This window comes from Yoonia sp. 2307UL14-13 (genome assembly GCF_037572755.1).
Taxonomy (GTDB): Bacteria; Pseudomonadota; Alphaproteobacteria; order Rhodobacterales; family Rhodobacteraceae; genus Yoonia.
The window spans coordinates 229,588-242,083 of the sequence record NZ_JBBIFZ010000004.1; the positions used below are offsets into that span (position 1 = coordinate 229,588).

Annotated in this window: 16 protein-coding genes; 6 read left to right on the forward strand and 10 right to left on the reverse strand. The window is 59.1% G+C overall.

Features of this window, described 5'->3' with window-relative positions; translation table 11 throughout:
• Nucleotides 1–77 precede the first annotated feature (77 nt).
• Complete coding sequence (locus V8J85_RS12405; protein WP_339954063.1) at nucleotides 78–2,060, forward strand: GumC family protein; 1,983 nt, start codon at nucleotides 78–80, stop codon at nucleotides 2,058–2,060.
• Here V8J85_RS12405 and V8J85_RS12410 read toward each other — a convergent pair.
• From V8J85_RS12410 to V8J85_RS12430, 5 genes are all read right to left on the reverse strand, one after another.
• A complete protein-coding gene (locus V8J85_RS12410) occupies nucleotides 2,044–2,514 on the reverse strand; it encodes a YjbF family lipoprotein (protein WP_339954064.1) in 471 nt (156 codons plus the stop codon). The genes V8J85_RS12405 and V8J85_RS12410 overlap by 17 nt on opposite strands.
• Before the next feature lie 26 nt (nucleotides 2,515–2,540).
• Nucleotides 2,541–4,580, reverse strand: a complete 2,040-nt coding sequence (locus V8J85_RS12415) for a YjbH domain-containing protein (RefSeq protein ID WP_339954065.1) — start codon at nucleotides 4,578–4,580, stop codon at nucleotides 2,541–2,543.
• A gap of 30 nt (nucleotides 4,581–4,610) precedes the next feature.
• A complete protein-coding gene (locus V8J85_RS12420) occupies nucleotides 4,611–6,230 on the reverse strand; it encodes a hypothetical protein (protein ID WP_339954066.1) in 1,620 nt (539 codons plus the stop codon).
• Between the two features lie 3 nt (nucleotides 6,231–6,233).
• Nucleotides 6,234–6,491 (reverse strand): spike base protein, RCAP_Rcc01079 family, encoded by a 258-nt coding sequence (locus tag V8J85_RS12425; RefSeq protein WP_339954067.1) that lies wholly within the window; start codon nucleotides 6,489–6,491, stop codon nucleotides 6,234–6,236.
• A 99-nt stretch (nucleotides 6,492–6,590) separates the two neighbouring features.
• On the reverse strand, nucleotides 6,591–7,241 hold the full coding sequence (locus V8J85_RS12430) for a sugar transferase (protein WP_339954068.1): 651 nt from the start codon (nucleotides 7,239–7,241) through the stop codon (nucleotides 6,591–6,593).
• A gap of 277 nt (nucleotides 7,242–7,518) precedes the next feature.
• Here V8J85_RS12430 and V8J85_RS12435 point away from each other — a divergent pair, with 277 nt between their 5' ends.
• A complete protein-coding gene (locus tag V8J85_RS12435; RefSeq protein WP_339954069.1) occupies nucleotides 7,519–7,971 on the forward strand; it encodes a hypothetical protein in 453 nt (150 codons plus the stop codon).
• Here the strand turns inward: V8J85_RS12435 and V8J85_RS12440 are convergent, their stop codons facing one another.
• Both V8J85_RS12440 and V8J85_RS12445 read right to left on the reverse strand, forming a co-directional pair.
• A complete protein-coding gene (locus V8J85_RS12440) occupies nucleotides 7,972–8,250 on the reverse strand; it encodes a hypothetical protein (RefSeq protein ID WP_339954070.1) in 279 nt (92 codons plus the stop codon).
• A gap of 87 nt (nucleotides 8,251–8,337) precedes the next feature.
• The gene (locus V8J85_RS12445) at nucleotides 8,338–9,066 is read right to left on the reverse strand and encodes a Crp/Fnr family transcriptional regulator (protein WP_339954071.1); all 729 of its coding nucleotides are present in this window, start codon (nucleotides 9,064–9,066) and stop codon (nucleotides 8,338–8,340) included.
• A gap of 61 nt (nucleotides 9,067–9,127) precedes the next feature.
• Between V8J85_RS12445 and V8J85_RS12450 the strand changes: the two genes are divergently transcribed.
• Nucleotides 9,128–9,493 (forward strand): hypothetical protein, encoded by a 366-nt coding sequence (locus V8J85_RS12450; RefSeq protein ID WP_339954072.1) that lies wholly within the window; start codon nucleotides 9,128–9,130, stop codon nucleotides 9,491–9,493.
• On the opposite strand, the gene V8J85_RS12455 is transcribed toward V8J85_RS12450, so the two are convergent.
• Together V8J85_RS12455 and V8J85_RS12460 are read right to left on the reverse strand one after the other, a co-directional pair.
• Entirely contained in the window at nucleotides 9,471–9,731 is a 261-nt protein-coding gene (locus V8J85_RS12455) for a hypothetical protein (RefSeq protein WP_339954073.1), read from the reverse strand. The two genes, V8J85_RS12450 and V8J85_RS12455, sit on opposite strands and share 23 nt — an antisense overlap.
• 85 nt (nucleotides 9,732–9,816) lie before the next feature.
• On the reverse strand, nucleotides 9,817–10,203 hold the full coding sequence (locus V8J85_RS12460; RefSeq protein ID WP_339954074.1) for a DUF883 family protein: 387 nt from the start codon (nucleotides 10,201–10,203) through the stop codon (nucleotides 9,817–9,819).
• Between the two features lie 84 nt (nucleotides 10,204–10,287).
• Between V8J85_RS12460 and V8J85_RS12465 the strand changes: the two genes are divergently transcribed.
• The gene (locus V8J85_RS12465; protein ID WP_339954075.1) at nucleotides 10,288–10,785 is read left to right on the forward strand and encodes a Dps family protein; all 498 of its coding nucleotides are present in this window, start codon (nucleotides 10,288–10,290) and stop codon (nucleotides 10,783–10,785) included.
• Nucleotides 10,786–10,824: 39 nt separating this feature from the next.
• Here the strand turns inward: V8J85_RS12465 and V8J85_RS12470 are convergent, their stop codons facing one another.
• A complete protein-coding gene (locus tag V8J85_RS12470) occupies nucleotides 10,825–11,634 on the reverse strand; it encodes a response regulator (protein WP_339954076.1) in 810 nt (269 codons plus the stop codon).
• 102 nt (nucleotides 11,635–11,736) lie between these two features.
• Here V8J85_RS12470 and V8J85_RS12475 point away from each other — a divergent pair, with 102 nt between their 5' ends.
• Nucleotides 11,737–11,901, forward strand: a complete 165-nt coding sequence (locus V8J85_RS12475; RefSeq protein WP_339954077.1) for a hypothetical protein — start codon at nucleotides 11,737–11,739, stop codon at nucleotides 11,899–11,901.
• The gene (locus V8J85_RS12480) at nucleotides 11,898–12,452 is read left to right on the forward strand and encodes an RNA polymerase sigma factor (RefSeq protein WP_339954078.1); all 555 of its coding nucleotides are present in this window, start codon (nucleotides 11,898–11,900) and stop codon (nucleotides 12,450–12,452) included. Before V8J85_RS12475 ends, V8J85_RS12480 begins: the two co-directional genes overlap by 4 nt.
• Nucleotides 12,453–12,496 lie beyond the last annotated feature (44 nt).

Consider the following 12,496-nt stretch of genomic DNA (forward strand, 5'->3'; position numbering starts at 1 on the left):
CGTTGTTGATTGTGCTTAATTTTAGGTTAACCCGTCTGTGGTGAATTGGCCCTGAATGACAAGAAGGGTTGGTATCCATGACCGCATGTTTCGATCGCGCGACGACCTCTGACAGACGGTCCTTGACACCGGATGCCGTTCCGATTGAACCCTTTGATTTCGCGGGGCTTTTCAGGGTGATCTGGCGCGGCAAGCTGATCATCGTCGCGGTGACGCTGCTGACCGTCATGATGGCCGGTTACTATGCGTTCGCGATCGCCAAGCCGCAATTCGCCGCCGTGACGATGCTTAAGATCGATGCAGGATCCTTGCCGGTGGCGGATGGTGCGCAGACGGTCGGCGGGCTACCGGTCGAGCCCGCCAGCCTGAAGACCGAGGTCGCCGTTTTGCGGTCGCCGCACCTGATGCGGCGGGTGGTGGACGAGTTGGATCTGTTGTCGGACCCGGCCTTTAACCGTTACCTGACCCCGATCGCACCTTGGTCGATGACAGGCATGCGCAACAGGCTGCGCAGCTTTCTGACCGGTGTGCCCGAGGACCCGCCGGATCAGGCCGCGATCCTGGAAAAGACCGCGCAGAACGTCGCGGCCAGTGTCAATGTCGATACGCTGCGCGACACGCTGATCTTTCGTATCACCGCAACGACCGGCGACCCCGACAGCGCCGCGCGGATCGCGGATACGCTGGCTGCCGTCTACCTTGCCGATCAGGTCGCTGCGAAAGAGGCCGCGACGGATGAGGCGTTTGTCTGGCTTTCAGAACGTGTTGCCCAGTTGCAGCGCGATCTGCAAGGGCAAGAGACAACAATCAACACGCTTGTCACAGCGCATCGCGCCGATGATATCGGCGCGCTCGACGCCCTGAGTCGCCAGGCGGTCGAAGCCGCCGACCGATTGGACGAAACTGAACGCACGTTGATCGCGGCGCAGGCCACGCTTGCCCGGCGCGATACGGCGGCGACGCCAGCGGCCCTTCGGCCATCGGTCGGCCGCGCGCGACTGCGGGCCGATGCCGACAGGCTAGCGGCGCAGGTCGCATCGCTGAAGACATTTCACGAGGGCATCGTTGCCCAGCGCGACGCTCAATCCGCATACCAATTACGCCTGCAACAGGTCCGGCGCGAGGCCGGCGCGACCCGGGTTTTGTACGAAACCTATCTGGCGCGGCTCCAGCAGGTGGGCGCGCAGCGCGGCCCGCAAAGCGCGGACAGCCGGATTCTTTCGCCCGCGATCCCCGGCACCTATGTGGCACCTCGCAAGATGCTGATCCTGGTCATGGCGGGGATCGTCGGGCTGTGTTTGGGTACGGCGCTGGCGCTGATCCGCGGTGCGTTGCGACCCGGGTTCGAGACTGCAGCGCAACTGTCGCGCGCGACCCGGCTACCGGTGCTGGCGGAGATACCGAGACCCCGCAGCTGTGGCTTGGACCAGATCGCGGATCACGATCATGTCGTCGCCATGCGCGATCTGCGGACGTCGTTGATGCTGGATCGTGGCAAAGCGCCCGGCATCATCCTGTCGACCGCCGTAACGGATATGGACAGCGCGCATATGCAAGCAGCGGGCTTGGCGCAGGCATTTGCCGGGTTGGACAAATCCGTTTTGCTGATGGCGACGCGAGACGATCCGCTGTCCGATGGACATCGCGATCTTGAGGGGGTCATCGCGGGACTGTTCCCGTTGTCGGATGCAATCCGGCGCGATCCGCGCCTTCCGGTCGACATCTTGTCGTGCAAAGTAACGCACAGCGATCGCGCCGATCTTTTTTCGACGGACCGCTTCGCCGGGTTCATCCGCAATCTGAAGGCACAGTACGACGTGATCATCATCGCCGCACCGCCGGTTTCGGAAGGGCCCGAGGCGCGCCTTCTCGCCCGGTTGAGCAATGCCGTCATCTATGCTGTGCATGCCGAAACGAACGACCGTCGCAGTACGCTCACCGGTCTAGATGCTTTGCACCACGCAGGTGCCAACATTGTCGGACTGACCTTTGTCAGCGCGGCCGCATCACGGCGCAATCTACGTGTTTTTTCACGGCGAACCGCTATGGTCCATGTCTGATATCGATATAACCGATTTGCGGCGACACCCATTGCCGTGACCGGAGGATCGCGCCGCCCGGATCACGTGTGATCGTGTTGATGATGACATCGTGGGGGCCATTGCAGGTTTCGACCTGGCTCTCATCCCCCGACCTCGCGACACAGGTCAATGTCATGAACTGCAGCCCGAAATCACCATCGAGCATACTGATCCGGCGCGTGTAAGGCCCGGCCCGAAGGCCCCGTTCAGCGGACATCAGATCAAAGCCAAAGCCGCGTGTCGCCACCAGCACCCCGCCGCGCAGGACGACCTGGACGCCATCCCGGCTCTCCCAAGTTTCGACATCACCATTCTGCCCGATCAGGTGCATCGTTGTCGCGATATCGGCGTTCGGCATCGATACGCGGATGAATGGAACGCCGTCCGCCCACCTCTCGCGGTCCGTTGGCGGGATCGAGCTGCATCCAGCCATAAGCAGGGGGATCAACCAAAGCATCCTCATCGCCAGAACCGCGCCCAGCTGTCGATGATCGCCTCTTTGCCCACCGATCGGGTCAGGTCGTAAAGGCGACCCTGAAGGTTCAGCCGCGCCCCACCATCCCGCGTGACGGGCCGGATTGTCTGGTCCAGCGTCTGACGGCTGGGTCGCCCCGAAAGCCAGGCGATGGGCACACTGAACGTGATCCCCTTGTCGAAGGACCCCTCGCCGAAATCCGCGAAGGGTACATCGGTGAGGGTTGCGAACGCCCCGATCTCCCAACCGTTGCGGAACCGCCGGGCAACATGCAGCGTGCCGCCCCAATCGCCCGCCAGGTATCGGCCCGTGTCGATTTGCACATGATACCCACCGCCCATATCCCAATAGGCCGAGGCATGGCCGGTCGCGACCCCATAGTCGCGAAAGCCGAAATCACTGTCATAGTCGCGCTGCCGTACCTGCGCGAGTTCGATGCCGAAGGCAAAGGCGCTGTCGGGCGGTCGCCACAGGACTTCTGCTGCGACACCCCCGAACGCTTCTTCCAAAAGACCCACCGACAGGCGGGTCGTGGCCGTTGGATGCGGCTGTGCATACCACGTCGCGGTCAGGTCGATGAGATCGGCATCGCCTTCCCTGTCATAGAGCGCGAAATCACTGCGTACCCGTGGCAGAACCGAATCCGACCTGCGCATGGTCTGGTCCAGATTGCCCACGAGCCTCTGGCGTACGGTCCCCGATAGCAAAAGCCCCGGCCGCGGAGACCATGACCCGCCAAGTGCGACGCCGATATCGGCGCGTAACGGGTCGTCGGGGTCAAAGATGTTGGGCGTCAGGTAGGGGCTGATCGTCCATTGCAGATCGGCGCGTGGGACCCGCGGTGGGCGATCCGATGATGCCGCAATGACCGCACGATCCAGCGTCGCCTGCGCGCCATCCAGCGCGAATTCATGGCGTTCCAGATCGGTCCGTTGGAGGGTCACTGCGGGGCCGACAATGCCGTTCGTCATAAGCGTGATGTCGAACGTCGTGATCCCGGCTGGCGCCCGATTGCTCAGAACCCGCGCAACCCGCCCGACCGCTTGTGCCGCGGCCATGTATCGTAGATTGGCGACGGTCACGCGCCAAACCGCATTCCGGCGTTCAAAGCCGCGCAGCACCAGACCCTCAGCTTGCAGTGCCTGTTTCAGGTCACCGCTGATCCCAGCCGCCATCCGGATCGGCGGTGGCCCACGATCCAGCCCACCGCCAAAGGGTGGGTTTCGTGGGTTCAATTCATATGTCAGCTGCGCCCCCACCTCACTGCCATAAAGCGCATGGGCCGACAGGCGCAGGTTCTCGCTAGGGGCATAGGTCAGCCCGATGTTCACCGGGCTTCGGCGATCGAAATCGCCCGCATCCGCATAGAGCATCGCATCGGATGAATATTCCAGCGTCACATCCAGATCGTCGCGTATCTGCCAATGCAGACCGCCGAACAGGGCAGCATCGCCTTTGAAGAAATGATTGCGGCTGACGCTGCCGCCTTCCCCAAAGTCCCGGTCAGGCCGGTCGCCGAAACGCGGCCCCAGCGGATTGTCGAAACCACGCACACCCGCGAGCCGCCCCCAGCCCAGACCCGCCGTAACGGCAAGGTCAGATCGCAAAGCCTTTGTCGCGACGACATATTCACCGGCATGGATGCCCGTGCCGAGAAAATCATTTACGCCGACCGCGACGGCGGGCCAGCGATCTGTTTCGTTCGAAAGGCGGTAATGCAGCGCGAAACTGCGATCAAGGATTCGGTCATGGACCACATCACCCTGCCCGAGCACATTGTCGAGTGCGGCATACCGAAAGCTCGCCGAGAGCCCTGACGATAGCTGGAATGTTGCGGTGTTGCGGGTTTGGCCGCGAAAGTGGCTGATGGAAAAGGCCAGTTCCGCGTCAGGCGCGGAAAACGCGCCGGGCATGTCGATCAGGCCCGGCGCGCCATAGCTGTTATAGCGAAAGGGGTGGTTTTGCGCGACAGCGGATGCGGCCCAAAGCCAGACCAAACCGCATATCGCACTCAACAGACGCATTCGCCACCCTCATCACTGTCCCGAGGGGCGTCAGGTGGCCTGTGGGTCGACCCGTAGAACGTGGCGGTTGAAGAATGCCAGCCTATCGCCCGCACCCAAACGCAACCCGCCTGCCGCATCGCCCGTCACATAGGCCTTGGCCTGCCAATCGGAACTGCCACCGGACGTGGTGGCATTCAGATTTGGCCGCAGAAAGGTGTCGAATTGATTAACGATATTGCCGGGAACCGGCGTCGCCGCCGCCTCATGCCCATAAAGCAAGGTCGCATCCAGCACCGCGCCGGTCAGACCGATCCGTTGCGCCCCGGCAAAATCCAGATTGGGCGGGTTCGCCCCGTCATAATCTGCCAGTATCACATCGGAATATCCGGCGATCGATACTGTTTCGATCACATCGCTGCGCATCTCGCCATCCCAGGCAACCAGCGGCAGCATGCCTGCATAGAACCAGTCGAAATCGGCGACGGCGCCCGTACCGGTAACGGAAACGCCGTGGCTAATCGCCCCCGGTGTAATCGTGCGGGTCAGGGCGCAATCGGTCAACGCCGCCCCGGTGCCGGTCCGCCATTCCGTTTCCTCGGTGATCGTGCATTCGGTCCCGACGCTTAGGCCGTTGCCGGTATCGTTCGGAACCCATGGCGCACCATCAAGAAGAACCGTACGGTGCTGCAAAGGCTCATTGCCATGGGTCTGACCACCGATCTCGGTCGCTGCGCCACCGACTGACACCCGCGCGGCATATTCACGTTCGGACGCATAATCGATGGTGACGAACCGCGGATACGTGCTGCGATTGTCGGCGCGCCAATCCAGCGCCCCGTCCGACGCGATCCCGCCAGTATGCGTCGGCCCGTCCGCACCGCTGACACCGGTGCCACGGGCGGTATAGAACAGACCGCCGAACTGGACCTCATCCCCAATCGTATAGCTGGTGGCAGGTTGCCAAAGCTGCGGCATGATTTTCGGATCGGTCAGGGCACCGCTGATCGCCACGGCCTCGATCAGGATCGTATTGCCACCGGGTGTGGCCACCCCCCCATGGGACAGGGTGACGGTATGCGCGCCAGTAAGACCGGTCGCGACCTTGATGGATTGGCGACGCTGGAGATCGGTCGCGCTGTACATCGAAAACGCCTTGAAACCCAGCGCGGCTGGATCGTCGATCTCGGTCACGAGGTCCTGCGCTCCGTCGATATCGACACGACAGTAACCTCCGTTTGTCCGGCCCGTATAATGAACCCAAACGTCATAAGGGGCCGCGCGATTGACGGTCACGGTCGCCACCGCGTTGGCGGAACTCGTGCTGATGGCGCGGTTGCCGGTATAGCTGCCGGTCAGACCGGAGCCGGATGACTGCAGTTGAGACCAGCCTGCCGACAGCGTCAGATCGCCGACTGTGTAGACATTGCGCAACTCGGCGATCAATGTCTCGCGCCAGGACCAGCGGGTGCCGGTGTCATTGCCGTCGAACCTTAGCAAGGCTGCGTGGTCCGCCCCAATCTCGGTCCAGACCGAAAGGTTGCCCGCGGCACCGGGCGCAAGCGCGACGGATTGCCCGCCCCCGCCCGCAAAAAACTGCGACAGCGGTTGCGGTGGTGCAGTGCTGGGCGCCGACCGGCCAGGCCGCATGGAAAAATCCAGACCGATCATGGATCAATACCAGGCGATCAGCTGCGCGGTCGTGCCCGTCGCCAGAACCCGGGTCGGGCGCAGCGTCAACGTCGTGCCGGCGGCAAGATCATAGGTGACGGTCTCGCCATCGGCGTCCTGTAGGGCAGCGGCACCAGCAGCATTGACGTAAAGCGCACGGGGCCGGACAGGCAAATCGGTGCTGTCAGAAGGGGCGACCGCATAATGCGAGACGGCGGGCGAGGTCAGGTCAACGTAATCGGTATCGAATGGATCAGGCATCAGGTTCTCCAGAAATTGGTTGAGCCCTTTGCCTAGCTTTCGCCCCTTACCAAGATATTGGGCCTGCGTGCGCCCCGCAGTGTCGGCGCAACAGGTCCGTCATGCGCCACATCGCCCCAGCACGACGCAAATCGTGCGCCAGGTGATCCACAGATCCAGCTGCAGCCCCTGTCGCGCAATATAGTCGAGGTCGGTCATCACCTTGCGCCGCACGCCCTCAAGCCCATCGACATAACCGATTTCGGTTTGGGCCAACCCGCTGATCCCCGGTAGAACCGCATGACGCGCGCGATAACCCGGCACATCGCGCAGATAGACCCGCGCGTGGTTGTAGCAGTCAGGGCGTGGCCCGATCAGGCTCATATCGCCAAGCAGCACATTCACGATCTGCGGCAATTCATCGATGCGAGTCTTTCGCAAAATGTGGCCCAAGCCGGTGATCCGATCATGCTCTAGCCGATCAAACGCGCCACGCCCTGGCCCGTTTGCCGCCCGCATGGTCCGGAATTTGACCGCCCAGAACGGTTTGCAATGCTGCCCCATGCGTCGTTGCCAAAACAGCAGATTACCGCGGTTGAAAATGGGGTTTAGGACCAAAAGAAAGAGGATCACCGCCACAAGGATTGGCATGAGGACAGCCGTGACGAAAATATCGAAACCCCGCTTGATCAGCGCGCCTTGCCGGAGCGAAGGGCGTGTTTGCATGACGAATTCATTGTGCAGGGCACTGTCTGCCTGAAAGTCCAGCATCGAAGGGGCCTTTCCCAAAAAGTTAAAATTTTAACAAGGCCTTAGGGCGCGTTGCGAATTTTGAAACTGCGGCGGAGACGGTTAATATTGCCTGAACGCACAAGCGCTTCACGTATCTTTTGCATCGCGATTATCGCTATGCGTGTATTAATGCACTTCGCTGCAGCTTTACATAAATATCCGGCAAATTTGAAAGGCAACCGGTCGTTAACATGGGGCATGTTTTCTGCTGCGTGGGAGTCGCATTTTATGTGGTTGGGTAGAGTGGAAGAAAGCTATGTCACAGCTGATCTGTGCGGTGGTCAGGTCTATGCTGGTTGCCATCATTTTAGGCGTCGGCCCCGCATGTGCCGATCATCCCCTGACCAAAGTGGTCCGCGATGATCGCGGCGGTTACATCGGCGCGCGCGCAATCGAAATCGCCGAGTTGAACGCGCGCAGCATCCGGGTGGAATTGCGGGGCCGGGTCTGTCTGTCGTCCTGTACAATGTATCTGGGCGCGACGCGGCTTTGCATAGACCCGCGCACATCGTTCGGCTTCCATGGCCCCAGTCGAAATGGACGGCCACTGCCACCGGAACAATTTGCACACTGGTCGGACATCATGGCCCGGCATTATCGTCCGCCGCTGCGGACATGGTTTTTGGATGATGCGCGGCACCAGTTGCGCGGTTACAAACGGATCAGCGGGGCGCAGCTGGTCGCGCTTGGCTATCCGGCCTGCCCGTGATCAGCGGGTATCGGGTGTCGCATTCCCACCGGCGATCGATTGCGCCAAAACAGCTGCAGCCAAACCCAGTGCCGGCGCGACACCACCCAGAATCGGAACGAACGCGGTGGCGTCTTCATTACAGGTAACGGCAATATGACCGTCAGGCGCATACCGGGCCGCAGCCACGCCGAAAGGTTCGCAAACGCCCTGCGTTGCGGCGACCAACGCCGGATCGGGTCGATCTTGCGCCAGACAGGGCAAAGCGCCGAACAAAATTGCGCAAAGAGTCACAAACATTCGCGGATACATCCACATCACTCCATCAATCGACATACGCACTTATTCGAACATTTACCGATTAACTTCCGGTGAAGGCGTGCAAAACTACATGATCGGGCGCTGCACTATCTCCGTGTTCTCAATCAGTGCCGCGTCGGCGAGATCATCAAGATCGAAGATGCGCAGCGTATTGTCTGACCATTGCACTAATTGCCGTTCGCGCAGATAGGCCAGCGTTTTGTTGGTATGTACCAATGACAGACCCAAAGCGTCAGCGAGGTCCTGTTGCTTGTAGGGCAATGCCATTGTGTTGTTTTCAACCAAACCTAATGCCTGGCCACGCAAAAAAATGCGGGTCAGTGCCCACGATACCGATTGCCTGGCGTCCCGTTGCCCCAGGGTCGACAATGCCTCACCCATAAAATGCTCTTCTACTGCGGCAAGCCATGTCACGGCATAGGCACGCTCGGGCTGTTCTTTGAAAAACGACCATACCGCAGACCGATCAAAAACACATAGTGTCATGTTTGTGGTGGCTTCGACCGAATGGCCCATCTTGCCCATGATGCCGGCTTGCAGCCCAATGAAGTCTCCGGGAAAGATCAGATTGACGACTTGTCGCTTGCCGTTTGGCAACAGCTTGTACCGCAATCCCATGCCATGAAGGGCCGTGAATAGCTGGGCACTGTTTGACCCTTCCATCAGCAGCGGTGTGCCAGCATCAACGACCAGTTCCCCGACTTTGAACCGCTGCATGACCTGCACATCGTCATTGGTCAGCGGAATGAACAAATCTCGGCGACGTAGCGGACAATTTTCGCAACGTGTAGCCAATTCACTCTCTCCCTATGTCATAGATTAATGCGGTTCCGGGCGGGCTGTATATTGTGCCCGAATGAATCGCCGGAACAAGCCGCAGACGCCGCGCGCATTCGTCGTGGTTGAGCCTGATCCGATCATCAACCTGGATTTGGTGACGATGATCCGGGGCACGTTCGACGACGGGCAGGTCAGCGCTGTCCAATCCTGGGCGGATGCAGCATCACTGATCTCGGCGATCCACAGTCACACGACGATATTGATCAACGGCGCCTTGCTCAATGATCGCCGACTCGACACTTTGCGGAATGTCGTCAGTCGGGGCGCGTACATCGTAATTGTCGGGAAAGACATTTTGACCGACTTTCCGAAAGCAGTTGTCGAAGTTCCGTTCACGACCGAGATGATTCTCACCGCACTCAGGAATGGCGTCGCTGATTAGCCTGCGTTCCCGCATGAAGACCATACATGAAGGCCTGCATGACAGGCGGCTGGTCAGGATCCTGCCGCGGCGCCGTCCGCTGTTCGGAATAGCTTGCGTCGACTCCATCACCGCGACCTGTCGTGCCGATCAGGATCAAGCCCGCGCCCAGATACGCGGCCCCGATGCATAGGGCTGTCATTTCAGCGCCCAACAATGCCGACAATGCAAACCAGGCGGCGACGGTCAGGAAAGCCATTCCCACAAGGCAGCACAACACGCCCGCGGACAAAAAGCCCGCGCGGCGCGCTGTGTTCGCGACCTTATTGCGCAAACCAAACATCTTATCGCCGACTACCCAAATAACCGAAAAGAAAGCCCAGACCGGCCGCGATGCCCAGCGCCGTGGCTGGCTGATTGCGAACAAAATCGTTTGCGTGGCCTTGCATATCAGCGGCATGTTGACGGGCGGTGTCGGCATGTTCGGACAAACGCTGTTGCGCATCTGCCGCCTGCGATCTGACCGCATCTGCAGCCTCGCCAGCTTTGTCTTTACCCATATCGGCCATCATTTGTGTCAAGGCAGTTATATCATCGCGGATGACCGCGATCTGATCGGTCAGATCGCCCGGTGATGGATTACTTACCTTACCGTTTGTTGCTTTCGTCGCCATGAGAAAACTCCTTTTAGTTGCTGATGGACAAACACGGGCAAAGACATTCCGTTCCATCCGGCAAGCCGAATTCTTCAAGGAACTTTGGACAGCCTGCGACGTTTATTTCGCGAACGTTATAGATGAGAGGAAAAAGATATCATGACACAACCATTGAATGTCGTTCCCGCACCGAAAGAGATCGCGACAGGTGTTCGCGCGCCCGAAACCATTGCAGAGGGTCTGACCAACGTTCTGGCCGACACATACCGGCTTACATTCAAGACCCACGCATATCATTGGAATGTGGAAGGTCCGTTGTTCTATTCGATTCATAACCTGACGGATGGGCAATATGAAAATATGTTCGCTGCAGCCGATGAACTGGCCGAACGCATTCGGGCCATTGGACAGATGGCACCGATGACGATGGCGGAAATCATGGAAAAGTCAGTTATCGAAGATGATACCGATAAACTGACCGCAGGCCAGATGTGCCAAATCCTCGCCGACGATCACGAGCGTCTGGCGCACCGTCTACATGCCCTGATCGAGGTGTCCGGCAAACAGAATGATCCGGTGACCGAAGATCTCGCCACCGCGCGTTCCGCCTTTCACGAGCAGGCGGCATGGATGTTGAAGGCCTTGGTCACGCAATAATAAAGATAGCCGCGCACGACACGTCGTGCGCGGCTATTCTCACACCTTCAAGGTCGCGGTCGAAGCAAAAAACATTGCCTGACTGACCGCCGATTGCACCTGTGCCTCTTGAAACGGCTTTGAGATCAGGAATGCAGGCTCTGGCCTGTCGCCTGTCAACAAACGTTCCGGGAAGGCGGTGATAAAGATCACTGGCACATCGGTGTCTTTTAGCAGATCGTTCACCGCATCGATCCCCGAAGAGTTATCTGCCAGCTGAATATCCGCCAGGATCAAATCGAATCTTTCCGCCTGTCCCAGCTCGACCGCCTCGGTATGGGTCCGGGCGACACCGATTACGTCATGACCAAGCTGTTCGACAATCGCGGTGATATCGGCGGCGATGATCGGTTCATCTTCGATGATCATCACACGGCCTCTGATGTTGTTGGCCAGTTCTTCATTCGCGGTCGAAATAAGCCGCCGTACTTCTTCGATATCGACCTGCATGATCGCCGCGATATCGGCCAGGCTGAATTCCTCGATCGTGCGCAACAGCAACGCCTCGCGCGAGTTGGTGGTAAGCTGTGCTAACAAACCTTGCGCCCGCGCACGGATGCCATCCTCTTCCTCGGCGAAGGTTTGGCCAGAACTCACCCAGATCGCATGAAAGCATCTGAACAGGTTCACGCGCGTACTGTCGTCGTTGTCGAACGTTGAACGATCTTTCAATATCGCTTCGAGCGTGGCGACGGTATATTTGTCGCCGCGCGCCTGTGATCCGGTCAACGCCCGTGTGTAGCGTCGCAGATATGGCAATTCTGCCGCGATCAAGTCCGAAAACGTGATATCTGCCCCTGTGTCGGTCATTTTGCATCCTTTTTGCATATTTTCGGAACCAAACGCGATACAATGGGTTTGGTTCCGAACTTGATTAGAAAAACACTTCCAATCCCGAGGCAAGGTAACGTGATGGCACCGGCAGACAATGCAAAAAAAGCCAAGATCGCCAAATACATAGACAAAAATCTTAAGCAGGTTTTTGCCGATCTTGAACAAGATGAAATGCCCACACAGATCACCGATCTGCTGACCGTGCTGCGCGCGCAGGACGAAGAACTCAAAGGCAAAAAATGAACCATCCGGAACCCAAAGAAGAGCTGGTGACGCATTTACCGGCCTTACGTGCCTTTGCGCTCAGCCTGACGCGCAATCGGGCAACGGCGGATGATATGATTCAGGATACCGTCCTCAAGGCGTGGACCAATATCGACAGCTTTACCCCCGGCACGAACATGCGGGCCTGGCTGTTCACCATTCTGCGCAACAATTTTTACACGACCCGCCGCAAGCTGAACCGCGAAGTAGCGGACATTGACAACGTCTTTTCCGACAAGATGTCGGTAAAGCCGGAACATGACGGTAAGTTGCAGATGCGGGATTTCCGCGCAGCATTCGACCAGCTGGCCGATGAACACCGTGAAGCGCTCATTCTCGTTGGTGCATCCGGATTTTCATACGAAGATGCCGGGAAAATGTGCGGGGTGGCGACAGGAACGATGAAAAGCCGTGTGAACCGGGCGCGGAACCGCCTGACAGAGATGTTGGCGCTTGATGACGACGACGCGCTTGAACTGACCGATCGGGCGACCATGGCGGTCGTCGGCAGCCCGAACATCCCCTCTTGAATCAGGCGAAGTGGTATAACAACCTTCGTGTTCAGGTTTTTGTG